Below are 26,117 nucleotides of genomic sequence, written 5' to 3'. Positions count from 1 at the left end.
TTTCTCCTAATAGTGTACCCAGCCACCGTCTACGTTCACCACTTGGCCCGTGACAAAGGAACTCTCATCGCTGGCTAAGAACGTGAATACGCCCGCGACGTCCTTCGCAAGACCCCGTCTTTCTAGCGCCTGGCTGGCTATCAAGCGCCCGAAATTCTTGCCATCCGGAACCAAACCCTCCTCATACTCTGTTCGAATCGCGCCCGGCATCACCGCGTTCACGCGAATCCTCTCTCCACCAAGCTCGCGCGAAAGCGCGCGCGTAATTCCAATCACTGCCGCCTTGCTGGCCGTATAATGTAGCGCACCGACCTGGCCCGTTTCGACCATTACGCTGGTAACAGTGATGATCGATGCGCACGCACTTGCACGCAAGGCCGGATAGGCGGCGCGAGCAAGGAGCCAAGTTCCCCGAACATTGACGCTCTGCATGTGATCCCACTCGGCAACGCTAATGTCACGCCATGATGCACGCTGTTGGGCCGCCGCATTGGCAACGACGATGTCGATCCCGCCCAGTGCATCCCGTGAGCGGCGAACCAAGTCCTCTATATCGTCTGGGTTGCTCAAGTCCGCTGCGAATGCCACTGCCGTCGCTCCACCTTCAGTGAGGTCCGCTGCTAGACCAAACGCAAGATCCCTCATCTCAGGCCTCGGCTCATAGCAAAGAGCTACTGCCGCCCCCTCTGATGCGAATGCCCGTGCCGCTTCTGCACCAATCCCTCGAGACGCACCCGTGACAAGAGCCTTACGCCCAGCGAGCCTGCCGGGAACCCGGTGCTCAACATTCCCGGTTGGGAAATTGTTGTCCGAGCGCTTCTTCAATTCACTCATATCGATTTCCACGTTCTTGTAGCGATTCCGATGTATCCGACGATCGAATTGCTGGCATGCTTCTACATGGGGAGATCTCGCAATCATTACCGTCCGTCGGCATCACGGGAGTCCGCCCTTACGATCAAACGCCGCCAAGCTTCAAGGCGATGAGCAACAACTGGCACTTGACGCATGGTGTGCATCTCCCCTCCGGATCCGTTTCTAGATCGAGACGTTGTTCCGATCCGACGGCTCCGTTCCATGCGCTGGATGATTCTCACGCATCGTGTGTTCCGACAATGCGTTCCAGTGATCAGACTTCGCTTGACCTAAAGCCCATCGAGACTACGCCAGACATGCTTCTCGCGTTCTCTAGTGCAATGATGCGTATCCGAAACAGCTTCTCCCCCCATACGCGCCTCAATTGCGGATCCTGTAGTGCGACTTCGTCGATCTCTGATTTGAAACGACTCCCGTCGAAGTCGAGCTCGAGCGAACGCCCAGCGCTCCCCTGAAAGCCAATTCGACCTCTTCCCCGAACCTTTGGCCGTACGGCACACATCAGGTGCCACACCAGGCTAGTCGGCGATCCGTTGAGCGACCAACTGTCCTCCACCCGTATCGCGGCGGTCGATGATTCGGGGTCCCCTACGGCTCGACATGGGGCAAGCCGACAGAATCGAAAGGTGCGAGTCCAAGCCACCATGCCAGCACGTTTCGGATATGCCCCATCAATGTCGACGACGAGACGATCTTCCGTCTCGCCCGGGCTATATACTACATTGGAGGCGTGGAATTCCGGGCCGGAACCTTGTTGTACTCCGTCTACTTCCGGAAGGTTGTGAGACGAACTCTGCATTGTCCAAATGTCGTACCGTTCAGGACCAAATGTTTTTGCTGTGTAGCGTTCCACGCCGACGTCTACGATCAACGGCCGGCCGTCCAAGCCAACGATGAAACTGCCCACATCATTATGATTGTGGCTGTCGCCGTTCCCTCCACCCTTTGCGGCTAGGAAGAGTCCGTCTGTTGATCCACTCCTCTCTCGAAGAGTTAGAATCTGATTCTCCGAGTACCATGCGCGGCGCGGAAGCATATACCCGCTATTGCCACGCTCTACCTCCGCCTGAAATTCGAAGTCCGTGATACTAGCCAACACGCGACCGATGGACGTTAGACGACCGACTATCGTGGGCGGCGATCCGTAGACGGATTCCGACCGCGCCCAGGCAGACGCCATCGCGAGCGCGTGCTCTGAGACATCGGGCTGATTCGTCCTGCGTCCGAGAAGATAGAGTACGTGTGCATCCGCTCCTCGATCAGGGCGCGCCGAGCCGTCGGCGAAGTTCGAGTACCATGGTCCCCCGATATGCACTGCTGGGAGGAAGCGAGTCATGGGCGCAACGAGTGGATGTTGGTATCCATTGAGACCACCGTCTGTCGCGTCATGCAGCAGGGCCAGGCAGTCGCCCAGTGAGCCAGCTGCACGCCACCAGTAGGTGGGCCCCTCTTCGCACGCTCCATCGTCCTTGTATCCGATGAGGAACTTGTCGAGTCCCTCGACGCATCGCGCAATAGTCTGAATTATGACTTCATGGTCCCGCCCGAGCAGGAGAGTACATGTGAGGATGTTTGCGTGGATCCATGGATTCCAATTGTTGGCTCCAGCCCTGAGCCAACGCCACTCCGAGCTCGCAAGGAACGGTTCCAGTATGCGTCGCTCAACCTCGCCATGAATTCGATCACGGATCCCTGGTGCAGTATCGTCAAGTCGGTCTCCAAGAATCCGATCGATCCAAGCAAGTGTTGCCGCAGTCTCAGCCCCGAATATATCGACAGTCCGTAGTTGGGGATCCGGGACGCGCATCCGCCGCCCGATCGACGAACTGGCATGCGCCGGTACCACCCACGACGTCTCCTCGCAGACCTGCATAATTCCATCGACGCTCCGTTCGAGCCACGCTTCGTCGCCCGTCAGTACGGCAGCCAGAGCGTATGCAATGAGCATGCTGCGGCGAGCAAGGTACGGCTCTTCATATGGTGCGCGTTCACCCGACCGTGCGTAGCACAAATAATCAGAAGCTAGTAGCGGTGGCCAGCGCCCCTCTGAGTACTGCTCGGCACTTCTGAGTATGTTGATCCGGGAACCGGGGTCGACTTGATTCCAGTACTTGCGGTCACCCATGACTGCGTAGGGCTGCCAGAGCCCGGGATGAGGCGCCGTCGCCGCAATGCGTTCCAGTGGCAGGATCGCCGCAAGGGTCCGGCCAGAACTCGAAGGCCCGGCGATAGCAGCGTGATCGCGGAGGTTCGTCGTTTCAGAGCTGCTCTGCATCGCCAAGGGGCCGGGCGAACGCAGATTCGCGCGAAGTTGACTCTTCGAAGCGTCGGCACCGTCTGAAGTCATGGCTTGTCCTCTTTGAAAGGCATCCCGAGGGCTCTGCCCTCCGGAACCCATTCGAGTAGTGCCTGTGCCTTCATAACGGGGCCAAACTCGTCGTCAACGCTCCGCGGGGGGTCATCGTCATCTTTGGAATCTTACGGTTCATGTGAACTCCTAGGTATTCCGACTGGGTTCCGGGCCGATCTTTGCCTCATCGCGCGCCCCCGAGCCACTTGCAGTATTCGATCTCACCGCCTGCTGATCCACTTGTCAGGACCCGGCCGGCGGGCGACCTAGCGGGCATCGACGTATTCCGATTACCCACCGCGTGGCCGCCCACTGGCTAGCGATCGCGGCTGCCGCTGACCCTGAGCCCTTGGCGTCATCCTTTGACCGCTCCAATCACCAAGCCCTTGGCAAAGTGCTTCTGCAAGAACGGATAGACCATGCAGATAGGAATGAGCGCAATCACCAGTATTGCCATTTGCAGCGACTGCTGTGGGGGGAGGGTTTCCACAGGAAGGTCGGTTCCGATGGCCGACCTATCAACGACGTATGTTCTGAGAACGAGTTGCAGCGGCCACTTTTCAGGTGAGTTCATATATAGGACCGCATTGAAGAAGGCGTTCCAGTATGTAACTGCGTTGAATAGTGCAACGACGGCGATCACGGCGCGCGAAAGGGGCAGCATTATGTTCAACAAGATTCTTATTTCGGACGCGCCGTCGATACGCGCAGCATCGATGATCTCACGGGGTACCTCGATGAAGAAGGAACGCATGATGACCACCTGGAAGCCACTCACCAACGTCGGAAGAATCAGCGCCCAATACGAATCGATCAGCCCAAGTTGTTTAATGAGCAGATAGTTTGGAATCATGCCTGCCGAGAACAACATTGTAAAGAGCACTACGAACAGGATCGATTTGTGGCCCCACGTCCCGGGCCTGGCCAGTGAGTAGGCTAGAAGTGCCACGACAGTGACGGACATACCAGAGCCAACGACGGTTATTCCGATCGACACAAGGGTTGCTCGTGATACAACGCCGTTCTGTAACACAGCCTGATATGCCGCAAGCGATGGGCGATCGGGCCAAAGGACGTAGCCGCCAGCGGCTACGATCTGAGCCTCGTCGGCGAGACTGGTAGAGATCACCATTACGAATGGCAATATGACCACCGCGCAGCAGACGACAAGGACGACTGCCTTGAGCCCACGGATACCGATGCCCGGTGGATTGGCTCCATTGATGGTGCGCATGCGAGCTGCACGACTCCCACCTATCGTCTTCACTAGTCTCCTCGAGCGGGGACGGGAGGCCCCATTGGGAGCTCGCTCAGGACTCCGATTCAAGTTGATACCTCGCTCATGCGTCGTAGCCCCTTCGGCCTGGGTGGCGGTCCGTCGTCGGGGCCATTACTGTCGTGTGGAGTAGATTCCGCTCTCGCCGAATAGGTGGGCAATTCGGTTCGCAGCCAGAACGAGTACGGTGCCCACCAGGCCCTTCACTAGTCCGACAGCCGCGGAGGTGCCCCAACTTCCCCCGACGACTCCATGGTTATATACGTAGGTGTCGAGCACCTCGGATACGCCCGTCCCAACCGCGTCCTGTTGGAGGAACATTTGTTCAAAGCCCACGGTTAGGACATCGCCGAGACGCAGGATCAGAAGGAGAATGATGATGGGTCGGATCGAGGGCAGGGTGATGTGCCAAAGTTGTCGTAGTCTGCCTCCGCCATCGACGGCGACGGATTCGTACAGGTCGAGGTCTACCCTGCTTATGGCGGCAAGGAAGATGATTGTCCCCCACCCTGCGTCCTTCCAAATCACCTGTGATGTGATCAGCGGGATGAAGAGGTCAGGATTTCCAATGATGTTGACTTGGAAGAAGTCGGCTCCACGCGCCCAGGCATTGTAGATTCCGGCGTTCCCAAGGACGTGCTGAAATAGTGCAACCACGACGACCCAGGAGAGGAAGTGTGGCAGGTACAGGACTGACTGAACGACACGCTTGATCTTCTCTGACACCAGGCTGTTCAGAAGCAGTGCAAGCGCAATGGGGACCGGGAAGACAAACACCAGCTGCACGAAGGAGATCACCAGTGTGTTGGTAAGGGCGTTAACGAACGCCGGGTCGCCATTGAAGATGACGCGGAAGTTCTCGAACCCTACCCATGGTGAAGCGGCTATTCCAAGATAGGGTTGGTACGCTTTGAACGCAATCACGTTTCCGAGCAAGGGAATGTAGTGAAATATGATCACTAAGACGATGCCCGGGGCGCCTAGTACGAGAAGCAGGCGGTCGCGTTTGAACTTTTGCAAACTGGATGCGCCGGAATTGCGAGACGGGGCACGAGCGCTCATCAGCTTTCCTCCACGGCGCACCCGGTCACCAGGGCGATCGATTGCGGCGCCCTCGGTACCTGCCTAGTCTCGGCTCGACTCTGTGGGTGGGCGTTGTCGCGGGCCTCAACGCTCCGCATTTGCTGCCTCGAACGCAGCCCGAATTTCATCCCCTGCGTCCGACCTCCATTTCTCGAGGACCGCAGGCCAGTCGGCCAGCGGACGACGACCGGCTACGATGTCGATTACTGCGTCTCCCATTTCTCTTTCGGCCGTTGCACCGCGCGTTACTTCGACCTCTGAGTACAATCCGACACTCGGGTCGACAATTCCATCTGGTACGACTTCGCCTTGTAGGTCGTACAGCGCTGTAGCGCCGTCGGCTTGCTTGGGGATGTAGATGGCTGGGGCCGGCGAAATAACGGTGGAGACCGGGGAGGGGGATTCGGCCTGGCCCAATTGCGTCAGCACCGGATCCGTTCCGTCAAGATCGTGGTGCTGCCCTTCCAGGCCGTACGCACGCAACATGTATTCCGCACTGCCGACCGGAGCAGCCCAGTAATTGAGCGCTCGGAGAAGCTCGGCGACGCGCGAGGGCTCTGCGATTTTGATCCCGGAGAACTGGAATGGCGCTGTCGACACGAAGTTCTTGGCCGTGCCCGCTCCATCCCATGCCGGCAGTCTTGGCGAGGCGATCTCTGCGTCCGGATATTGACGTCCGAGGAATCCCCACACTGCATAGCTGCTGTGCTGGAGCACGATATTTCCTGCCGCGAACCAAGCCTGCGGATCTCCCCCCGTCAATGTTTCAGGGTGGAAGACACCGTCTTCGGTGTACATCTGCATTACAATTTCCAAGGCAGCTGCGTACTCGTCTGTCTCAGACTCGTGAGTGAAGCCGCCAGCGTCGTCCACGCGCCATCCGTTTGGCCCGCCCTGCATCTGTGCAACCACACGCACCCAGATCCTGTCCAGATTTTGTGCCATTGCCCAGCGATTGGCTGCAGGATCGGTCACGTCTCGGCACGCCTGTCGGAAGGAATCACCGTCCGACCAATCGAGGGATACACCGGCTTGGGAGAAGATGTCCGAGCGCGCGATCGGGATTGCTCCGAGTTTTCCGCGAACGATGGGAACCGTACGGATTCGCCCGCCATAGATACATCCCTCCCAGGCCCACGTTGGGAGCGCAGCCAGATTCGGGTAGTCCAACACGGCGTCGCCAGCCAGATGGTCAGTCAGGTCGGCGAATTTTGCCTCAAGGACTTGGGGCAGCTGCGGGATGGTATTCAGTTGGACGATGTCCGTGAGGTCGTCTCCCGCCAGCATGGTTTGCAACTTCTGGAGCTGATCTTCTCCGTTTGGGGCCACGATGAAGTCGAGTTCAGCGCCGCCCATGTCGGCGGCAACTGCCTGCCATAGGTCGTTATTGGACAGGGGGACGGCTGGTGCACCCTGTGTCCCGAACACCGAGACCGCCGTTCCTGCGGCCAATGGCGGATCGGAGACAGTACGCGGGGGCTCAGCTGGGTAGGACAGGAAGGCGGGCATCAAGTCGCTGGAGCCCTCGAGGTCGGCCACGACCGTTTCCGACGGCCTGAACGTCGGCATTGTGAACGCAGCGCCCGGCTGGCTGGACCCTCCGGCGCCTTGGGGAGATGGTTCATCCGCACGGCAGGCAGCGAGACCAAATGCACTCCCCATCGCGATCCCACCACCGGCAAGCAGCCCACGCCGCGAGATCGGTCGCTGTGAGAGCGTCCTGTACGTGTGAGCTTCCTGTGATTCGGTCATAAGAGCCTCCTTTTGATCTTGTTGAACGCGTCCGTCTGGCGCACCTTCGAGCGACGGCGCTGTTTCCTCGCACTTCGTTACTCCCCTCAGCTCCTAGCGCCCGCACGTGCCGGATCCACTTGCTCAGGAGGTGCTCGCACACGATCAGTTGACTTCAGCCGATCCCGCCACGAGATGCTCGAGAAGCAGAAACTAGCACCGCGACTGCACGATGTCTAGCCTCAATACCGTTCAGTTAAGGTGACAGCGGTGTAGTTCGGTGGCATGCCGCGTGCGGGACAGAGGAATCCGGAGACCGAGCGACGGGGTCTGCTGCACGGGTAGGTCACACCTGATCTGTGGTGCCGAGAGGCGCCGCGGGAGAGGATGTGCATCGTGCCCAAGCCCTACCCCGAGGAGTTTCCGCGAGGACGTGGTCCGCGTGGCTCGCAACCGTGAACCTGGTGTGCTGCTGAAGCAGGTCGCCGCCGACTTCGGGATCAGCGAGTCCTGTCTGACGAACTGGCTCTCGAGTGCCGATGCCGATGACGGTGGCCGACCGGTGGCGGCCGGGTCCGAGAACGCTGAGGTTCGTGATCTCAAGCGCCGGAACCGGCTGTTGGAGCAGGAGAACGAGGTGCTGCGCCACGCGGCCGCCTACTTGTCGCAGGCGAACCTGCCGGGAAAATGATGTACCCGCTCGTCCGCGAGCTAGCCGCGGCCGATGCCCCGATCAGGGTGCCGGTCGCGGTGACGTGTCGGGTACTGGGGCTGGCCCGCCAGCCGCCCTACAGGTGGCTGTCCCGCCCGGTCGGCGACGCCGAGCTCGAGCAGGCGTATCGCGCCAATGCGCTGTTCGACGCCCACGCCGATGACCCGGAGTTCGGCTACCGGTACCGGGGCCAGGAGGCCCGCGATGCCGGGCAGGTGATGGCGGAGCGGACCGCGTGGCGGATCTGCTCTGACAACGGCTGGTGGTCGGCTTTCGGCAAGAAGCGCGGCAAGAACAGCAAGAAGCCCGGCCCGCCGGTGCACGATGACCTCTGCGCCCGTCTCCGACGAGCACGGTGTGATCCGTCACGAGTTCAGCGCCCAGGCCCCCAACGAGCTGTGCATGTCGGACATCACCGAGCACCCCACCCGCGAGGGCAAGCTCTACCTGTGCGCGGTCAAGGCTGCCTACTCCAACCGGATCATGGGCTACTGCATCGACTCCAGGATGAAGTCGCGGATCGCGGTCAACGCGCTCAACATGGCCGTCACCCGCCGCGGCGAGGTCGCCGGCTGCATCCTGCACACCGACCACTGGTCGCAGTTCCGCAGCCGGTAGCTGGTCCACGCTCTGGGCCGGCACGACATGGTCGGCTCCATGGGCCGGGTCGGCGCAGCCGGCGACAACGCCGCCATGGAGAGCTTCTTCAGCCTGCTCCAGAAGAAGGTCCTCGACCGCCGCGCCTGGCCCACCCGCCAGGAACTCCGAATCGCGATCGTGACCTGGATCGAGAGGACCTACCACTGACGCCGCCGACAGACAGCCCTCGGCCGATTGACCCCCATCGAGTTCGAGACCATCATGACCACACCAGCCCGTCAGGCTGCGTGACCCACCGTGTCACCTACCCGTGCAGCAGACCCACCCCCACCTATACTTCATCGCGTAGAGCGCAGATGTACGAGAGGAGTCGCGCGTGACTCGACGCCGCGCCGCGTTGGCTCGGAGACGAGCTCTGGCTGATCACCTCAGGACACTCTGCGCGAGCGGCGATCTCCGCCCGGGCGACCCACTTCCAACGATGCGTGAACTCCAGGAGCTGTTCCACCTCTCTCCGACCTCTGTCGAAGCCGAACTCGCGCACCTCGCTGCGGAAGGTCTTTTGCGGACCGTGCCTCGCGTTGGGATATTCGTAAACGAGCCTGTCGCCCAACGTGGACTCGCATTCTTAATGGTGACGCCGCCACCGCGGCTCCGCACTCGGTACTGGGAACGGGTTCGCCTCGGATTCGAGGAGCGAATCACCCACGTTGGTGGCTCGAGTCTCGTCGGTGAATACTCGGTGATTCTTCATCAAGCCTCGCAGGGAATGCTACCACCGCTCGCTGGAGCGTTCCTAGTGACATCAGATCCAGCGATGAATCCCACCGCGCTCAAAATGGATGACCTCCCAGTCGTGCGCCTCTCACCGGAAGCGACGGTAGCATCGCCCTCTGAACCAATCGTCGATACGGTGTATATGGATGACGTCGACGGAGGCCGACGTGCGGCCCGATGGTTGGCCCAACAAGGACACCGCCGGATTGCATTCCTCGGATTGCACACATCGCGCGAACTGGGACTTGCCTATCGGTGGTCGGCACTTCGCGAACAGGGATGGCGGCAAGCGATGTCGGAGCTGGGGGAGCCGGTCGCTGGCCTCGTGTTCCTTCCACGCAAGTTGCCTGAAACATTCTCCCGCGAGATGGAGACCGCAGCGGCCGCGGCGAAGTCTATACTCGGACGCGCGGATATTACTGCCGTCGTTTGCGCCAATGACGACACTGCCATGGGTCTGCGCAACGTCTTGGAGGAGTCGGGTGTGCCACCAGCCAACCGTCCGTCGCTGATCGGCTTCGACGACGCGGCTTCTGCGGATGGCGGAACCCTCACTTCGATGCGATTGCCTTGGGAAGACATCGGCCGCAAGGCTGCTGAATTACTCTTCGGACGCGCGAGCGGGCGATTGATTGGGCCGCCGCAACACCATGAACTGCCGATGACGCTGGTCTCGAGGATCATGATCGGGTGATTTCTGCAATAGTCTTCAAATCCCAATCTGCGCGCCGGCACCCCGAGCTCGGGACCGATCCAGTCTTGACCACGGCGTTCTTCACGCCGCTTGGTCACGATGGCTTCCTCGACCTCGACTGGGGTCTGCGACGGGCAGTGGTACGGGCGGGAGGAGCGGTCGCGCAGACCAGCCTCGCCTTCTTCGCGGAACCGGTTGATCCAGCGGTGGGCGCACTGCCGAGAGGCACCCTGGGCCTTCGCAGCATGGGCGACTGCCCAGCCCTGCTCGCAGACCCGCTCGGCGAGAAGTTGCCGACCACGCACATTCGGCCGGGCATTACGGTGGGACACGAGGGCCTCCGGACGGTAGGCGACTTAGACATCACCCACCGCACCCGGAGGTCGTCCCTACGTCAACAACCCGGCGGGTGTGTCACCAACGTCCCGGCCCGAGTACAGCTAGCCGCTGCCGAGCCACCGCCTTCAGCAGCTCCAGCTCGACATCGTCGTGGGGGGAGCCGATGTGCTCGATGTCTCGCGATCCCTTTCGGTTGGAGTGCACGATCTGCACCGCCCGCGCCCCGGAGGCGGTCTTGACGGTGCGGATATGGGCCACCGCGCCACCCTAGAGCCCGGAACTAGTACACAAACTCAGCCGCCTGTACCGGCAACACCGCAGGTCAGCGCGTCGGCGCCCGCGTCACACCGAAATCTTGGCCCAAGTCAGGCGCACGCAGTTGTCCACAGGCGGGCTGCTCGTCCGCGCATCGTGTCGGCACCAGGTGACACGGTGGCCTCACCAACGCAGAATAGGCGAGTGATCACCGTGACCGAACCGCAAGTTTGGACCCTGATCGGCGTGCTCGCCGCAGCGTTCGCGGGCATGATCGCCGTCACCACCCCACTGGTCATGCGCACGATCACGGCGCAGGTCCAGGGGGTCGGCACACAGGTCGAAGGGCTGCGCACGGAGATGGTGCTGCGGTTCGAGCGGGTGGACCAACGGTTCGAGCGGGTGGACGAACGGTTCGAGCAAGTGGACCAGCAGTTCGAGCGGGTCGACAAGCGGCTCGGCACCGTCGAGACCCGCCTCGATGGCCTCGACCGCAACGTACAAGCACTCACGCGACGTGTCATGCCCGAGTGAGCACAGCCGCTACCCCATGCTCTTCGCCCCGTCCAGGGACTCCCGGATGATGTCGGCGTGCCCGGCGTGCTGGGCCGTCTCGGCGATGATGTGGCCGAAGGCCCGCCGGTTCGACCATGCCGTGTCAGTGAACCACGGCGCCTGCGGGAGCTCCTGCACGAGGTCGAGGTCGGCCTCGGCGAGCACTTCGTCGGTGCGTGCGGCGATCTCGGCGTAACGGTCCAGCACGCCGGCGAGCGTCTCGGTGGGCAGCAGCCGGAACTCGCCGGCCCAGTCCTCGAACGCCTCGGGCGGGAGGGACTCGAAATCAATCCCGTCCCACGGCATCGCGGACCGGCCCTGCAGAACGAACTCGCGCCAGTTCTGCTCGGCCGCGCTCACGTGCTTGATCAGCCCGCCGATCGTCAGCTCGCTCACGGTCGTGCGGGTGCGAGCCTGCTCGTCGGTGAGGTCGCGGGCGGTGAAACGCAGGAAGTGCCGGGCGTTTGCCAGGACCTGCAGCAGGTCGCCGCGCTCCCCGGTCAGCTCGGTGGTGACGGTGGCCATCGTGGATTCGCTCATGGTTCTTTCCCTTCCTCCGGCGGCCCTTGGCCGCCTCTCGTGGCTGGTATCTCCACGCTAGGGAGTATTAGTGTCAGTTCTTGACCTGAATCGGCGAGAGGGTGGGAGTCATGAGCACGAGCTCGCGCACCCTCCGCCTGTTGTCCCTGCTGCAGACCCATCGCTACTGGTCCGGGGACGAGCTGGCAGACCGGCTGGAGGTCTCGATCCGCACCCTGCGCCGGGACGTGGATCGGCTCCGTGACCTCGGCTACCCGGTGCAGGCCGATCGTGGTGTGGGTGGTGGCTACCAGCTCACCCCAGGAGCGGCGATGCCGCCGCTGGTGCTCGACGACGAGGAGGCGGTGGCCCTGGTGGTGGGCCTGCAATCCGCAACCACCTCGAGCCTGGCCGGCGTGGCGGACGCCTCGGTGCGGGCGCTGGCCACGGTGGTGCCGGTGCTGCCGAAGCGGCTGCGCCGCCGGGTGGAGGCGATCGGTGCGGCCACGGTGACGCTCGGACCGGAGGGCCCGATCCGGGACCTGACCGACCCGGGCACGTTGGTGGTGCTTGCGCAGGCGTGCCGGGATGCCGAGCGGGTGCGTTTCGGCTACACGAGTGCTCGTGGGGACTCCACGCACCGCTCGGTGGAGCCGGTCCGGTTGGTGACGATCGGCCGGCGCTACTACCTGCTCGGGTTCGACCTCGATCGCGCGGACTGGCGCAGCTTCCGGCTGGACCGGCTCAGCGATCCGGAGCCCACCGGGCACCGCTTCCGGCCCCGCGAGGTGCCTGGAGGTGACGCTGCCGCGTATATCCGCCGCGGCCTGCGCCGGTCCGACCAGGGACCGCAGGTCAGTGCCGTGCTGGCCGCGGACGCCGACCGGGTGCGCGAGCAGATCGGGCGCTGGTGCGAGGTCACCGAGCTGGGGCCGGGGCGTTGCCGGGTGCGGGCCGAGAGTGCGCACCCGGAGTGGATGGCGTTCGCGCTGGCACACACCGGCGCCGAGATCTCCGCGGTAGAACCGGAGTCACTCCGTGCGGTGATGCGCACCTGGGCGAGCCGGTTCACCCAGGCCGTTGGGCCGCCGTCGGGCCGATCAGGCTGAGCCGATCAGAGCCTCGAACGCGCGGAACGCCTCCGGCGGCTGCGGCGAGGTCCACATCCTGTTGGTGAGCAGGATCCCGGTGCGGCCGGTCACCGGATCGGTGAACCAGCGTGAGCCGAGGCCGCCATCCCAGCCATAACTACCCGCCGAGAGCCCGGACGGCGCCGGCCGGACGAGCACACCGCACCCGTATCCCCAACCGGACCCGCCGTCCGGGGCGGGGCCGCCGCGGGCAAGCACGTCGACGGCGAGCTGGTTCGTGGTCATCGCCTGCACCAGGTCCTCACGCACCAGGCGTCGATCGCCGACGGCGCCCCCTCCGTGCACGAGGTCGGCGAAGCGTACGTAGTCGCTCACCGTGGAGACGAGACCGGCGTCCCCGCCGTCGGCCGGGGGGTGCTGGGCCCACTGCCCGTCGGCCGAGTCGTAGACGTCCTCGCCAACGGCAAAACACGCGCCGAACCGGTCGACCCCGTGGGCGGGCACCCGGAAAGCGGTGTCGTGCATGCCCAGGGGCTCGAAGATGCGCTCGGCCATCACCTCACCGAGCCGGGCGCCGGCGACGCGTTCGATCAGCATCCCGGTCAGCAGCGAGGAGGTGTTGTAGAGCCAGCGCTGACCCGGCTGGGCCTGCAGCGGCAGGTCGCTCGCGGCGGCCAGCCACGCATCGGTGGGGAGCGCTCCCGCGGGAGCGGGCGGGCCGGGGGCGGTGCCCCGCTCGGCCCACGCCTGACTGAGCGGCGTGGGCGAGAAGTCGGTGAAGTCCATCCCCCAGCCGGAGGTGTTGGTGAGCAGGTCGGTCACGGTGATGGGCCGGTCGGCCGGGACGGTGTCGTCGAGCTCGGCGTGCGGGTGGCGCAGCACCCGGCGTTCTGCCAGCTCGGGCAGGTAGGTGTCCACCGGCTCGGTGAGCTGGAGGGCGCCGTCGGTGACCAGGATCAGCGCGGTCAGCGCAGTGACCGGTTTGGTCATCGAGGAGATCCGGAAGATCTCGTCGGTGGTGAGCGGCTGGGTGCCACCGAGGTCACGGTGCCCGAGGGCGCCGGAGACGACCTGGTCGCCGTCACGGGCTAACCAGGTGAGCCCAGGGATCGCGTCGGCGCCCACGTGCGGGGCGAGGACATCGTTGACATTCGCAGTACTCAGGGTGCTCATGCTGGGATGGACCCGTGACCTCGTCGAAACTCATCGCTCATCAGCCCAGTGTGCCTCGACCCACCGACGCCCAGTTGGCCTGGCAGCAGTTCGAGCTGGGCATGTTCTTCCACGTGGGTGTCAATACCTTCGCCGGAAAGGAGTGGAGCGACGGCACCCTGCCGGCAGCCTCGTTCGCCCCCACGGATCTGGACGCGAACCAGTGGGTGCGCACAGCCGCCGAGGCCGGTGCGCGGTACGTGGTGCTCACGGCCAAGCATCACGACGGGTTCTGCCTGTGGCCCACCGCCACCACGGACTACTCGGTGGCGTCGTCGCCGTGGCGCGGCGGGGAGGGCGACCTGGTGGCCGAGGTGGCGGCCGCCTGCCGGGCGGAGGGCATCGGCCTGGGCCTGTACCTCTCCCCGTGGGACCGGCACGCCCCGGAGTACCCGGACCCGGAGGCTTATGACGCGCTCTACCTGGCCCAGTTGCGCGAGCTGTGCACGCACTACGGCGAGCTGGTCGAGCTCTGGTTCGACGGGGCCGGGTCAGCCGGGCGCGCCTACGACTGGGAGTCGATCATGGCGGTCGTGGCTGAGCTGCAGCCCGGAGCGATGGTGTTCAACATGGGCACCCCGACCATCCGGTGGATCGGCAACGAGGACGGGTTGGCGGCGGATCCGGTGCGCTACGCCGTCGACAGCGCCAGCCTGGACAACTACACCGATGCGGTGATCGAGCTCGGCGAGGCCCGGTACGTGCCGCCTGAGGCGGACGTCTCGATCCGGCAGGGGTGGTTCTGGGCCGCCGAAGACGGACCGAAGAGTGTGGACCATCTGCTGGCGATCTATTACCGGTCGGTGGGGATGGGCGCGAACCTGCTGCTGAACGTGCCGCCGGACACCCGCGGGCTGATCGATGCCGCGGACGTGGCGCGCCTGCGGCAGTGGCGCGCCGAGCTGGACCGGCGGTTCGGCTCGCCTGTGCCGGGCGAGCTGGCACAGATTTCCGACGGCGTCTGGGAGGTGGTCTTCGAGGCTCCGATCACCTTCGATCACCTGGATCTGGCGGAGCACCTCACCGGTGGGCAACGCATCGAGACCCACCGGGTGATCGCCGTCGGGGGCGAGACGGAAGGCACCCTGCTCGCCGAGGGGCAGACGATCGGGCACCGCCGGATCCACGCCCATCCGGAGGTGACCGCGGACCGGCTCCGGGTCGAGCTCACCGGTGACGGCGCACGGCTGGCGGGTGCGTGCGTGCACCAAGCCGGCACGCACGAGGTGCCGGAGGTCGCGTACCTGGCGTCGACGGAGGAGCCGGAGTAGGGCGGGGCCGCTGGGGCCCCGAGCACAGCCGCGATGGTCTGAACTACCCATCGGCGGACCCGTCCGCGCGACATAGGCTGGGCACCATGCCAGATGTTCGCATCGACTACCAGGTCCTCAATCAGATCGCAGGCTCACTCAAGAATCTCTCCGTGGATCTCGCAGCGAACACCACCTGGGAGGACGACATCGCGGAGTTGGCTGGCACCGTCTGGGACGCCACCACCGCGAACCACGTCCGCGAAGCGGTCGAGACGATGATCGGCGACTGGGACTACGCCCGGTCGGTCCTCTCGCTGCAGGCGATGACAGCGGCGCAGAAGGCCGACATCATCGGCGCCGCCTGGGCGGACTGGGACTTCGGCGTGGGTGAACGAGGAGAGACAGCCCTGTACCCCGGCGCCTGGGAGTCGGCCGGGGGCGAGAAGTGAGCGACACCCTCACGATCCGCAGCCCGGAGGGGCGCGTGATCGTGGAGTTCATCTGTGACGTGGACGCCATCGCCGATCGTGCGATCCAGCTGCAGACGACGGGTGAGGAGACATCCGAGCTGCATCTGTTCGTGATGAGCATCATCGAGGGCGATATTGCCGTTCAGGACGGGATCTCGATCGGCGCGCTCCAGGACATGGCGCTGACCGTGGGTGCCGGGCTCGGACCGCTCGGTGAGTACTTCTGCGAGCTCGCGACTTCCACCTGGACCTACGCGGACGCCTGCAGAATCGCCGGCGACCTCACGAAGTTCATGCCGGACCGCCTCTCCAACCTGAAGAACTCGCTGGCGACCCTCGTGACCGAACGGGAACACGCGGAGGGGTGGCTGTATCAGGCGCAGGGGCTCGACGAGGACGAGAAGATGAGCGGCGGCGGCTACCTCATCCCGTACTCCGTGCTCGGCGAGGAAGGGGACCTCAATACGCCGTCGTTCGCCGTCATGCTCGATGGCATGGAGAAGGAGAAGGCGGTCAGCCGGATCGAGACTCATCTCGGCAGCGTGCAGACCCTGCACGAGGCGGTGCACGACCGCAATGACGAGATGCTGGTGAAGTTCGACACCGCCGTCTCCGAGTGGGAGGCCGCCGCGGACCTCTACATCGAATCGCTCGACGGCATCCTCGGCACGCTCGCCGACACGGATGCCGAGAACGAGTACCAGAATCTCGGAACCGCTGCCGAGGTGGCGTCCTGGGTGGGTGCCGCTGCCGACGGCGTCACCGTCTTCATCCCGGTGCCGCCGGTGGTTGCGATCGGCATGGCGGCCAATGCCGTCGAGGTGGGGCTGTCCAAGGAGCAGGTGTCGCGTGCCCACGAGGCGCAGTACCAACCGGGCGAGGGCAGTATCCGGGTCGTCGAGGGGCAGCACGTCGGCGAACAGGGGGACGTGGCCGTGGCGGCCAGCGGCTTCATTCCCATGGGGGACCTGGCGAAGAAGGCATACCGGGGGGTCCACAACAAGAACCTGCGCGATTCGTGGGCAGACGTGGTCGATGCCGCTGCAGGCTCCACCACCAACGCACCGACCGCCTCTCGCCGCGATCGCGAGGCGGACGTTCCGGTCGACGTGGGTGTCTCCACCGATCCCATCGAGAGCTGGCGAGACGAAGCGGACGCCTCGAACCCCGAACACGAGTACGTCCCGAACCGGCCCATGCCGGAATCCGGGGAGCTCCACGAGAGTCAGCCGGTGCAGATCCCGACCGTCGAGTCAGATCCATCAACCGGTGAGACGGGCGCGGCACCGAAACCGACCGTCACGGTCGACGACACCGACGACGCCGACTGACATGCTCCTCCAGCTCGAGCTTCGGCTGCCAGAGGAATGGACCGCCGATCCGGACCCCCGCACCGTGCCGCCCTCGCCGCTGTTCGTCCGCGCAGGAATCAAGGCCCAACGGGTGTACCAGTTCGTCCACACCGGCGACGACGCACGGGTCGCCATCTATCGGCTGCGAGCGCCACGCTCCGCGCTCGACGAGGTCACCGACATCCTCGTCCGGGACGTCGGGGCCGGCCGCGTCCCGAACGGGCTGATCTGGCTCGCGACCGGGCCGGGTTGGTACTCGTTCAACGCCATTCAGGAGGGACGCGACGTTGCCGGGCCGGCGCTCCTGTGGTCGAGCTACCTCCCCGAGCAGGGCGCGCCGGAGCGGATGCGCGAGATCGGGGGCGCACTCGACAGCGCTGCCTGGACGCTGTAGCGCACGGCTGTCGCCTCGCTCCTCCCCATACGACCGGAAGGCATCCCGCAGACCGCGCCCCGGAAGCCCTGACACGGGCGGCGTGGGCACCGTAGCGTGGCACGGTCCACGCACGGCAGGAAGGGAGGTTCCATGCGACGTACCGCGGCGCTCATCGTGGCCATCGCGTTCGCAGCTGCAGGGTGCACAGGCGCCGACGACTCGGTGCCATCCACCGAGACATCGACGGCGGCGTCTGAGCCCGCACCGGCGGTCACCACCCCCGATCCGGTGGATCCGACGAAAGGCGTGCCTCCGAGCGGTGCCCAGGAGGTCGTGGAGCCATCCGGGAGCGACTCGTCGATCGACGAGACCGAGGGCTGCGTCGACGAACTGACCTACGCCGACGAGATGGACTGGTCGCTCCCCCAGCCCGATCCCGACGAGTTCGTCTCATACGATTTCGCCGGACAGATCCAGGAGCACGGCGGCGCTGGCCTCCAACTCACCGGGCTCCGGGCCGCGACCCATGACGGCTTCGATCGCGTGGTCGCCGAATACACCAGCGACGGGCCCACAACGCCTCCCGGGCTCTATGCGTCCTACGTCAACTGCGCCTATCGGGATGGGTCCGGCTTTCAGTTCGAGGTCACTGGTGCCGACATTCTTAAGGTCTCGATCCAGGGCCCCTCGATTTACTGGCTCGAAGACGGCACAACCTTCCCGGACCCGGAGGTCGACCCGCCCGGCACGGCCATCACGGATGTCGACTACCAGCAAGGCATGGGCGGCGGCTCCGGCCTCTACCTCGGCGTCGGCTACGAACGCGCCGACTTCCGCGTCTTCTCGCTCACCGACCCCTACCGCGTGGTGATCGACGTCGCACACCCGGACTGACCTGAGCCCACCCAACCCGGGCTCACATCCGTGACGAGAACGTACCGAGCCGGGCCCCGCGGAGGGTCATGCAGCGCCACAGTTCCCTGTGGATGGATCGACAGCATGTCGGCGCCGGTCCGTAGGGTGCTACACATGGCGGGCGAGATCATCCTCTACACCTCGGGAGACGGCACGCAGGTGCAACTGCGTGCGGTCGACGGTACGGTCTGGCTGACTCAGCAAGAGTTGGCCGATCTGTACGGCACGTCAATACCGAACATCACTCAGACCATCGGGCGCATCCTCACCGACGGAGAACAGACCGAGGCAACTATTAACTCAGAGTTAATGGTTCGGACTGAGGGATCCCGGCAGGTGCGTCGTCAGGTGCAGGTCTACAACCTCGACATGGTGCTGGCCGTCGGCTATCGCGTCACGACCGATCGGGCCGTGCAGTTCCGGCAGTGGGCAACGACCGTCCTCCGCGAGTACCTCGTGAAGGGCTTCGCGCTCCAGGACGAACGTCTGAAGGACCCTGCCGCCGTCGACTACTTCGACGAGCTGCTCGAACGCATCCGGGACATCCGGGCGTCCGAGAAGCGCTTCTATCAGAAAGTCCGGGACATCTTCGCCGCCACCAGCGCGGACTATCAGTCCGCCAGCCCCCTGGCACAGGAGTTCTTCGCAACCATCCAGAACAAGTTGCTCTACGCCGTCACCGGGTGCACCGCCGCCGAGCTGGTGGTGCACCGAGCCGACGCCGACGCACCACACATGGGGCTCACGAACTGGCAAGGAGATCGGGTACGCAAGCGTGACATCGCCGTGGCGAAGAACTACCTGAAGGCCGATGAGCTGAGCATGCTCAACCTGCTGACGACTCGCTTCCTGGACTTCGCCGAAGATCGCGCACGACGCCGTCAGCAGATCACGATGGCGGAGTGGGTGCGGCAGACCGACCGGTTCCTCGACTTCGACGAGCGCCCGGTACTCAGTGGCGCAGGCACAGTCTCGGCCCGATCCGCCGAGTCGATCACCGCTGAACGCTACCGCGACTTCGACGAGAGCAGGCGCTCACACGAAAGGGAACGCGCTCACGCCGAGGAGGAGCGTGACCTCGAACGTCTCCTCGCGGCGGAGCATCACCTCGCACGACGGGAACAAGAGCCGGAGTAGCGTCTTCCCGGCTGACGCCGGCCAGCAGGCGTCGTAGCGTGGGAAGGGCTCACCACCGCGGCAGACGGAGGATCATGCGACGCACACGGCACCTCGTGATGGCGCTGGGCCTCGTCTTGGTGGCCGCCGGATGCACCGATTCCGACGACCCGGCACCGCCCGCCGCGTCATCGACGTCGGCCTCGAAGCCCGCGCCGGCGCCCAGCACCCCCAGTGCTCCGGCGAAGCCGTCAGAGACTCCATCACCCGAACAGGCCCCAAGTTGCGAGCGCGGACTCACCTATGCCGAAGCGATGGACGACATCGCTGACCCTGCTACCACCCACGAGTTCCTCCCCTACGACTTCGCCGGCGGGATCCAGGAGTACGGCGATGGCGGTTTCGAGCTTGCCGACATCCGGGTCGCTGAGCACGACGGCTTCGATCGGTTCGTCGCCGAGTACACCAACCCCCACGGACCGGGCGGACAGGCCGGGCTCCATGCCGCCTATCAGGAGTGCGCATGGCTGGGCGACACCGGCATCGAGACCGAGATCATCGGGGCTGACATCCTCGGCATCTCCATCGTCGGCGCTTCCCCGCGCATCTCCGACGACGGCGTCTGGGCTGAGACACCTGAAGTCGAACCTCCCGGAGTCGCCATCACCGACATCGACTACCAAGAACAGACCGGCGGTGCCCACGGCCTCTACCTCGGCGTCGGCCACGAACGCGCCGACTTCCGCGTCTTCTCCCTCACCGACCCCTACCGCGTGGTGGTCGACGTGCGCCACCCGAGTGAGCATCACCTCGCGGGTTACCTGAATGTCGCACAATCGTCGCAGCACAACACTGAGGCAACCCACGAGCTCAGCCAGGCCGCGCCGTCAGGCCCCCGGCGGCCCGCTCGAGTCGCGCACCATCAGCGTCGGGCTCACCAGCACCCGATGCACCGGGCGGCCCGGGTCGGCCATCCGCGCCGCGAGCAGCCCGACGGCGGTGCGCCCGATGGTCCGCCGAGGTGGGCGAACCGCCGTCAGGGCCGGGGCGCTCATCGCGGCCACCTGATCGTCGTAGGAGACCACTGACAGGTCACCCGGCACACTCAGCCCACGCTCCTCAGCCCGCTGGATCAGGCGGATCGCCTCGGGGTCGGAGTGCACCAGTAGCGCTGTGGTGCCGGTGGCCACCACCTCGTCGATGATCGATTCAATCGCGGGCTCGAAACCCGGCTCACGTCGGTCCGGGATGAACCGGTCCACCACGGCCGCTGGATCAAGCCCATGCTCGCCGCAGGTGGCCAACCAGTCCGCGCGCAGCCGGGGCGTGTGCGGGGAATCCTGGCTCAGCGCCACGCCGACTAGGCGGTGCCCCAGGCCCACGAGATGATGCACGGCCATGGTCGTACCGTCCGCGTGGTCGGTGATCACCGACTCCACCGTGCGCTGCACCGAACCCACGGACGCGTTCCGTTCCATCAGCACCACTGGAACCGGCGCCTCGGCGAGCCACTCCCGCATCACATCCCCGCCGGCCCCGTCCAGAGTCGGTGCCACCAACAGACCACTGGCCCCGGCATCGATGAGTCGCTGCAGGTCTCCCCGTTCGTCGGTGGCCTGGTAGACCGACCCCCGCAGCGTGACCCGCAGCCCGAGTCGCTTCGCCTCTTCCTCGGCCCCGCGCGCCACGTCCGGCCAGTAATAGTCGAGCGACGGCACGAGCATCCCGATCGTGGCAGTCCCCTGCGCCACCGGCCCGCCCATCGCTCGCGCCCCGACGGCGGTCGCGCCCCCGTGCACACGACGCACCAGCCCGGCCTCCGCCAGCTCCGAGACGGCACGCCGCACGGTCACCGGGGTGACCCCGAGCTCAGCGGCGAGGTCGGTCACCCGGATCATCCCGCGCTCGGTAACGGCTGCCAGGACCTCAGCCTGTCTCGAGCTCGCGCCCATCAACCTCGCGTCGTCGCTCGACGTCTGCGTCATCACACCCCTTGTCCTGTGGTCCACGTCTCAGGCCAGCGTAGACAGTCGCCAGGGACCGCTCGACGCCGATGTCAGAACTGTTTGACAGCCCGAATGATCGATTCTACTGTGAGTGATCGTAACAGAACGCTTTGATTGTTTTTCGATCACACCGAAGGAGCTGCCGTGGCGACCCAACGCCCCCACACCACACTGGTGATGGCTCGTGGCACCTTCGAGCGACAGTTCGGCCTGGAGGAGCTCCGCCGGCTCGAGGCGATCGCCACCCTGGGCGACCCTGCCTACGCACCGGACCTGGACGCCGTCGGGGTGGACCGCCTGGCCACCACGGAGGTGCTCCTCACCTCCTGGGGATGCCCACCGATCACTGATACGCACCTGGATGCCATGCCGCAGCTGCGGGCCGTGCTGCACGCTGCCGGGAGCGTGCGGGCTCTGCTGCCGCCGAGCGTGCACGAGCGAGGCATCGCTGTGGCCACCGCCGCCGAGCAGAATGCCGTGCCGGTGGCCGAGTACACGCTCGCCGCGGTGATCATGGCCGGGAAGCGGGCTCTCCCGCTCGCCGCTGAGGGTCGCGTGAACCCCGGCACCTGGGAGTCCTCGTTCGACACGACCGATCTGTCCAACCGTGGTCGCACGATCGGCCTGGTCGGCCTGTCGAAGATCGGCCGCCGGGTGCTGGACCTGCTCCGAGTGCTCGACCATGGCCCGATCCTGGTGGCCGACCCGACGGCGGACCCGGACGAGGTGCGCCACCTCGGTGGCGAGCTCGCCCCGCTGGACGAGGTTCTCACTCGCGCCGAGATCCTCTCCCTGCATGCGCCCCTGCTGCCGGAGACCGCAGGAATGATCGGCGCCGCCGAGCTCGCCCGCATGCCGGACGGGGCCACCCTCATCAACAGCGCCCGGGGCGGCCTCGTGGACCACGAGGCCCTGCTGGCCGAATGCGCAGCGGGCCGGCTCGACGCCATCCTCGACGTCACCGACCCTGAGCCGCTGCCCGTCGGGCACCCGCTGCTCACCCTCGGCAATGTGACCGTGACCCCGCACCTGGCCGGGTCGCTCGGCACCGAGACCCGGCGGCTGACCCAGTTCACCCTGGACGGGCTGGAGGCGTTCGTCGCCGGTCGGCCGATCCCCGGCGCGGTCACCGACGAGATCGCACAGGTCTCGGCATGAACCGCCGCCACGACACCGCACTCGGTCACGCTCGAGTGCCCGACATTTCGGGAGTATCTCGCGATATGAGCGAAGAAGGCCGCACTCGCGTTCGGGGGCGGGAGGATCTGGCGACCTTCGCCGACCAACTGCTGGCCGCCGTCGAGCCGTACCGCTCCCCCGCCGGATCGCTGATCACCCTGCCGGGCACCCCCGGCGGGTACGGCACCGCCGTGGACGGCCTCGAAGGCTTCGCCCGCACCTTCCTGCTGGCCGGTTTCCGAGTGGCCGGCGAGCGCGGCGCCGACCCGCACCACCTGCTGGAGCGGTACGCCCGCGGATTCGCTGCCGGTACCGACCCGCACAGCGCCGAACGCTGGGTGCGCCCCACCGAGCACCCCCAGGCCAAGGTGGAGGCCGCCTCCCTCGCCCTCATCCTCGACCTCACCCGCCCGTGGCTGTGGGACGGCCTCGCCCCGCAGGTGCAGGAACAGATCGTGGACTACCTCGCCGAGGTGGTCGGCGACGACACCTACCCCCGCTGCAACTGGCTCTGGTTCCGGGTCACCGTGGAGACCTTCCTGCGCTCGGTCGACGGACCGCACCGGCTCGAAGACATCCGCGCCGACCTCGCCCTGCACGACGCGTTCTACTCCCGCGACGGCTGGTACCGCGACGGCGACGAGCGCTCCTACGACCACTACGTGGGCTGGGCGATGCACCTGTTCCCCACGCTGTGGGCGCGGATGTCCGGCGCCGCCGACCTCGCCGCACCCCGGGCCGAGCAGGACCGCGAGCGCCTGGACCAGTTCCTCAGCGACACTGTGCACCTGGTCGGCACCGACGGCTCCCCGCTGATCCAGGGCCGGAGCCTGATCTACCGGTTCGCCGCCGCCGCCCCGTACTGGGTGGGTGCGCTGGCCGAGGTGCCGTCTGTCTCCCTGGGACGCCTGCGCCGCGCGGCCCTGGGCGTGGTGGACCACTTCGCCGGCCACGGCGTGCCGAACGAGCGCGGCCTGCTCGACCTGGGCTGGCACGGGCCGTGGCGCTCGCTGGCCCAGTCCTACTCCGGCACCGGTTCGCCGTACTGGGCGAGCAAGGGCATGCTCGGGCTCGCCCTCCCGGCCGACCACCCCGTGTGGAGCGCTCCGGAGGAGGACCTGCCGCACGAGTCGGGCGATGTGGTCCGCACGATCGCCGCGCCCGGGTGGGCGGTCAGCGGAACAGCCGCCGACGGCGTGGTGCGGGTGAGCAATCACGGCACCGACCATGCCCTCGCCGGGAGTTCCGGGGGCGACTCTCCCTTCTACGCTCGCCTCGGGTACTCCACCGCGACCTTCCCGCTGCTGGACGCCGCCTCCTGGCAGGCCCCCGTGGACCAGTCCGTGGTGCTGGTGGACGCCTCCGGTCGGCGCAGCCACCGCAGCGGGATGGACACCCTGGCGGTCGAGGCCACCGGGGCGGCCGCTGTGGCGGCCTCTCGCGCCCGGGCGCACTGGCTGCGTCCGGCCGAGAAGCAGCAGCTGCACGGCTCCGGTGCCCAGGGTGAAGCCACCGACGCCGGCATGCTCACCACGATCTCCGTCCTGCACGGGCCGTGGGAGGTGCGTCTGGTGCACCTGGACGCCCCCGCTCCGGAGGCCGTCGCCCTGGAGGCAGGCGGCTGGGCCCTGGCCGAGGACGCCGGCGTGGTGAGCGAACAGACCGAGGCGAGCTCCGCCGTCGGGGTGGTCCTGAGCAGCCGCACCCACCAGGCGGGCCTGCACGGCCTGACCGGTTGGACGGCGGCCCGCACCGAACACCGGGACGACGCCTCTCCCCTGGGCGCCCATACCTGCGTCGGGGTGCTCAGCACCGGTCCGGCTCCGGGTTGGTACGCCCTGGCGCTCAGCCTGGCCGGCATCGGCCACCTGTCCGCACCTCCTTCCGTCCAGTTCGACGCGGGTCAGGCCCGTATCGGGTGGGCAGACGGCACCGGGACCGCCGTCATCCTCGGCGACCCATCCAGCAACGACCAGAACCACACACCCCCGCCCATCCGGGCACACGACCTCAAGGAGAGGACCACGCAATGAAGCGCATCACACTGACTGGCGCCGCCACCCTGGCCGCGGCCGCGCTCACCCTCACCGCATGCAGCGGTGACTCCGGAAGCGCCGCCGGAGGCGGCGGCGAGGGCGACGCCTCCGCCGTCGACACGATCACCCTGGCCGGGTGGAGCCTGAGCACCACCCCGGAGTTCCAGGTGCTCGCCGACGCCTACCAGGAGCAGAACCCGGACATCACGGTCGAGCTCAAGGAGTACGACGCCACCGAGTACGACACGCAGATGATCGCCGACCTGGCGGCCGGGTCCGCACCCGACATGTACGTGCTGAAGAACCTGAAGAACTTCTTCACCTATGAGGACGGCGACCAGCTCCTCGATCTGTCCGAGGTGGCCGCCGGGGTGAGCGACGAGGTGACCGGGTTGGACGCCTACACCGTGGACGGCGCCACCTACGCCATCCCGTACCGTCAGGACGCCTGGTACCTGTACTACAACAAGGACCTGTTCGACGCTGCCGGGATCGAGTACCCGGACGGTTCCTGGACCTGGGACGACTACGCCGCCACCGCGGAAGAACTCACCACCGCACTCGACGGGGACGCGCTCGGCACCTACCAGCACAGCTGGCAGTCCACGCTGCAGGGCTTCGCGAACGCCCAGGCCCCCGGCGCCGACCTGCTCTCCGGCGACTGGGAGTACCTGGTGCCGTTCTACGAGCGCGTGGTGGAGCTGCAGGAGGCCGGCGCCCAGATGGACTTCGGCGCCGTGACCACCAACTCGGTGACCTACCAGTCCCAGTTCGGCACGCAGCAGACCGCGATGATGCCGATGGGCTCCTGGTACGTGGCCACCCTGCTCGCGCAGCAGGAGAGCGGCGACGCGGACGAGTTCGCCTGGGGCTTCGCCCCGGCACCGCAGGTGGACGCCAGCACCACGGAGATGCCGGTGACGTTCGCCGACCCGACCGGGATCGGCATCAACCCGGCCGTGGACGCCGATGTGGCGGCCGCAGCGAAGGACTTCCTGGCCTTCGTAGCCAGTGAGGACGCCGCCGCAGCGCTGGCCGAGATCGGCATCACCCCGGCGATCACCAGCGACACCGTGACCGAGAGCTTCTTCTCGATCGACGGTATCCCCACCGACGAGACCTCGCAGTTCGCCTTCTCCACGCACGAGGTGCTCCCGGAGAACCCGGTCGCTGAGGAGACCGCCGCCCTGCAGAACATCCTGAACGATGCTCACTCGGCGATCCTCGCCGGGACGGTCTCCCCGGCCGACGGCATCGCCGAGGCGATGGAGCGGGCGCAGTCCGAGGTGCTCGGCTAACCCCACCCACTCTCGCACCGGCCGGCCGCGCACCGCGGCCGGCCGG

Annotated in this window: 20 protein-coding genes and 5 pseudogenes; 15 read left to right on the top strand and 10 right to left on the bottom strand. The window is 65.9% G+C overall.

All coding sequences use genetic code 11. The features are described from left to right. Positions 1-6: 6 nt before the first annotated feature. The 5 genes from BLU77_RS15460 to BLU77_RS15440 all read right to left on the bottom strand — a co-directional run bounded on the left by BLU77_RS15460 (position 7) and on the right by BLU77_RS15440 (position 7,337). A complete protein-coding gene (locus BLU77_RS15460) occupies positions 7-834 on the bottom strand; it encodes an SDR family NAD(P)-dependent oxidoreductase (protein WP_175477139.1) in 828 nt (275 codons plus the stop codon). A gap of 295 nt (positions 835-1,129) precedes the next feature. Then, complete coding sequence (locus BLU77_RS23260) at positions 1,130-1,912, bottom strand: heparinase II/III domain-containing protein (RefSeq protein WP_425441236.1); 783 nt, start codon at positions 1,910-1,912, stop codon at positions 1,130-1,132. Positions 1,913-3,581: 1,669 nt separating this feature from the next. Then, positions 3,582-4,460 carry a carbohydrate ABC transporter permease gene (locus BLU77_RS15450; protein ID WP_089773956.1) on the bottom strand — a complete coding sequence of 293 codons (879 nt, stop codon included), beginning with the start codon at positions 4,458-4,460 and terminating at the stop codon, positions 3,582-3,584. Positions 4,461-4,616: 156 nt separating this feature from the next. Further along, positions 4,617-5,564: an ABC transporter permease gene (locus BLU77_RS15445; protein WP_089773955.1), complete on the bottom strand. Its 948-nt coding sequence runs from the start codon at positions 5,562-5,564 to the stop codon at positions 4,617-4,619. Between the two features lie 105 nt (positions 5,565-5,669). Continuing rightward, positions 5,670-7,337 carry a type 2 periplasmic-binding domain-containing protein gene (locus tag BLU77_RS15440; protein ID WP_139177796.1) on the bottom strand — a complete coding sequence of 556 codons (1,668 nt, stop codon included), beginning with the start codon at positions 7,335-7,337 and terminating at the stop codon, positions 5,670-5,672. Positions 7,338-7,671: 334 nt separating this feature from the next. Between BLU77_RS15440 and BLU77_RS15435 the strand changes: the two are divergent. The 3 genes and pseudogenes from BLU77_RS15435 (at position 7,672) to BLU77_RS22750 (ending at position 10,099) form a co-directional block, all read left to right on the top strand. After that, positions 7,672-8,919 (top strand): annotated as a pseudogene (locus tag BLU77_RS15435) (IS3 family transposase). Positions 8,920-9,004: 85 nt separating this feature from the next. Next, positions 9,005-9,211 (top strand): annotated as a pseudogene (locus BLU77_RS23255) (GntR family transcriptional regulator); the annotation flags it as partial. A gap of 234 nt (positions 9,212-9,445) precedes the next feature. Beyond that, positions 9,446-10,099 (top strand): LacI family DNA-binding transcriptional regulator, encoded by a 654-nt coding sequence (locus BLU77_RS22750; protein WP_245708892.1) that lies wholly within the window; start codon positions 9,446-9,448, stop codon positions 10,097-10,099. A gap of 71 nt (positions 10,100-10,170) precedes the next feature. Here the strand turns inward: BLU77_RS22750 and BLU77_RS15425 are convergent. Continuing rightward, a pseudogene (locus tag BLU77_RS15425) lies at positions 10,171-10,431 on the bottom strand (leucine zipper domain-containing protein); the annotation flags it as partial. Positions 10,432-10,537: 106 nt separating this feature from the next. After that, a pseudogene (locus BLU77_RS15420) lies at positions 10,538-10,696 on the bottom strand (IS1634 family transposase); the annotation flags it as partial. Between the two features lie 201 nt (positions 10,697-10,897). Here BLU77_RS15420 and BLU77_RS15415 point away from each other — a divergent pair. After that, positions 10,898-11,227, top strand: coding sequence for a hypothetical protein (locus BLU77_RS15415; protein ID WP_089773951.1), 330 nt, complete (start codon positions 10,898-10,900; stop codon positions 11,225-11,227). A gap of 9 nt (positions 11,228-11,236) precedes the next feature. Here BLU77_RS15415 and BLU77_RS15410 read toward each other — a convergent pair whose 3' ends face one another. Continuing rightward, the gene (locus tag BLU77_RS15410) at positions 11,237-11,788 is read right to left on the bottom strand and encodes a DinB family protein (protein WP_175477137.1); all 552 of its coding nucleotides are present in this window, start codon (positions 11,786-11,788) and stop codon (positions 11,237-11,239) included. Positions 11,789-11,898: 110 nt separating this feature from the next. On the opposite strand from BLU77_RS15410, the gene BLU77_RS15405 reads away from it, so the two are divergent. Further along, positions 11,899-12,876 carry a helix-turn-helix transcriptional regulator gene (locus tag BLU77_RS15405; RefSeq protein ID WP_089773950.1) on the top strand — a complete coding sequence of 326 codons (978 nt, stop codon included), beginning with the start codon at positions 11,899-11,901 and terminating at the stop codon, positions 12,874-12,876. Here the strand turns inward: BLU77_RS15405 and BLU77_RS15400 are convergent. Then, entirely contained in the window at positions 12,868-14,031 is a 1,164-nt protein-coding gene (locus BLU77_RS15400) for a serine hydrolase domain-containing protein (RefSeq protein ID WP_089773949.1), read from the bottom strand. The genes BLU77_RS15405 and BLU77_RS15400 overlap by 9 nt on opposite strands. 50 nt (positions 14,032-14,081) lie before the next feature. Here BLU77_RS15400 and BLU77_RS15395 point away from each other — a divergent pair, with 50 nt between their 5' ends. The 7 genes and pseudogenes from BLU77_RS15395 to BLU77_RS23250 all read left to right on the top strand — a co-directional run. Further along, the gene (locus tag BLU77_RS15395; protein ID WP_245708891.1) at positions 14,082-15,341 is read left to right on the top strand and encodes an alpha-L-fucosidase; all 1,260 of its coding nucleotides are present in this window, start codon (positions 14,082-14,084) and stop codon (positions 15,339-15,341) included. An 86-nt stretch (positions 15,342-15,427) separates the two neighbouring features. Continuing rightward, positions 15,428-15,772 (top strand): hypothetical protein, encoded by a 345-nt coding sequence (locus BLU77_RS15390; RefSeq protein WP_089773948.1) that lies wholly within the window; start codon positions 15,428-15,430, stop codon positions 15,770-15,772. Further along, positions 15,769-17,124, top strand: a complete 1,356-nt coding sequence (locus BLU77_RS15385; protein WP_089773947.1) for a hypothetical protein — start codon at positions 15,769-15,771, stop codon at positions 17,122-17,124. Before BLU77_RS15390 ends, BLU77_RS15385 begins: the two co-directional genes overlap by 4 nt. A 1-nt stretch (position 17,125) precedes the next feature. Beyond that, positions 17,126-17,539, top strand: a complete 414-nt coding sequence (locus BLU77_RS15380) for a hypothetical protein (RefSeq protein WP_089773946.1) — start codon at positions 17,126-17,128, stop codon at positions 17,537-17,539. Between the two features lie 132 nt (positions 17,540-17,671). Further along, a complete protein-coding gene (locus BLU77_RS15375) occupies positions 17,672-18,415 on the top strand; it encodes an AMIN-like domain-containing (lipo)protein (RefSeq protein WP_089773945.1) in 744 nt (247 codons plus the stop codon). Between the two features lie 135 nt (positions 18,416-18,550). Then, positions 18,551-19,573, top strand: a complete 1,023-nt coding sequence (locus BLU77_RS15370) for a virulence RhuM family protein (RefSeq protein ID WP_089773944.1) — start codon at positions 18,551-18,553, stop codon at positions 19,571-19,573. A gap of 74 nt (positions 19,574-19,647) precedes the next feature. Beyond that, positions 19,648-20,286: pseudogene (locus BLU77_RS23250) on the top strand (AMIN-like domain-containing (lipo)protein); the annotation flags it as partial. 153 nt (positions 20,287-20,439) lie between these two features. Here BLU77_RS23250 and BLU77_RS15360 read toward each other — a convergent pair. Further along, positions 20,440-21,537, bottom strand: coding sequence for a LacI family DNA-binding transcriptional regulator (locus BLU77_RS15360; protein ID WP_217632474.1), 1,098 nt, complete (start codon positions 21,535-21,537; stop codon positions 20,440-20,442). 165 nt (positions 21,538-21,702) lie between these two features. Here BLU77_RS15360 and BLU77_RS15355 point away from each other — a divergent pair, with 165 nt between their 5' ends. The 3 genes from BLU77_RS15355 (at position 21,703) to BLU77_RS15345 (ending at position 26,071) form a co-directional block, all read left to right on the top strand. Further along, positions 21,703-22,716, top strand: a complete 1,014-nt coding sequence (locus tag BLU77_RS15355; RefSeq protein WP_245708890.1) for a hydroxyacid dehydrogenase — start codon at positions 21,703-21,705, stop codon at positions 22,714-22,716. A gap of 65 nt (positions 22,717-22,781) precedes the next feature. Then, the gene (locus BLU77_RS15350; RefSeq protein ID WP_089773942.1) at positions 22,782-24,770 is read left to right on the top strand and encodes a DUF2264 domain-containing protein; all 1,989 of its coding nucleotides are present in this window, start codon (positions 22,782-22,784) and stop codon (positions 24,768-24,770) included. After that, a complete protein-coding gene (locus BLU77_RS15345) occupies positions 24,767-26,071 on the top strand; it encodes an ABC transporter substrate-binding protein (RefSeq protein WP_089773941.1) in 1,305 nt (434 codons plus the stop codon). Before BLU77_RS15350 ends, BLU77_RS15345 begins: the two co-directional genes overlap by 4 nt. Positions 26,072-26,117 lie beyond the last annotated feature (46 nt).

The sequence above is a fragment of the Ruania alba genome (genome assembly GCF_900105765.1).
GTDB classification, from domain to species: Bacteria; Actinomycetota; Actinomycetes; order Actinomycetales; family Beutenbergiaceae; genus Ruania; species Ruania alba.
The sequence above is the reverse complement of the archived record's forward strand: the minus strand, read 5'-3'. Positions and strand labels throughout refer to the sequence as shown.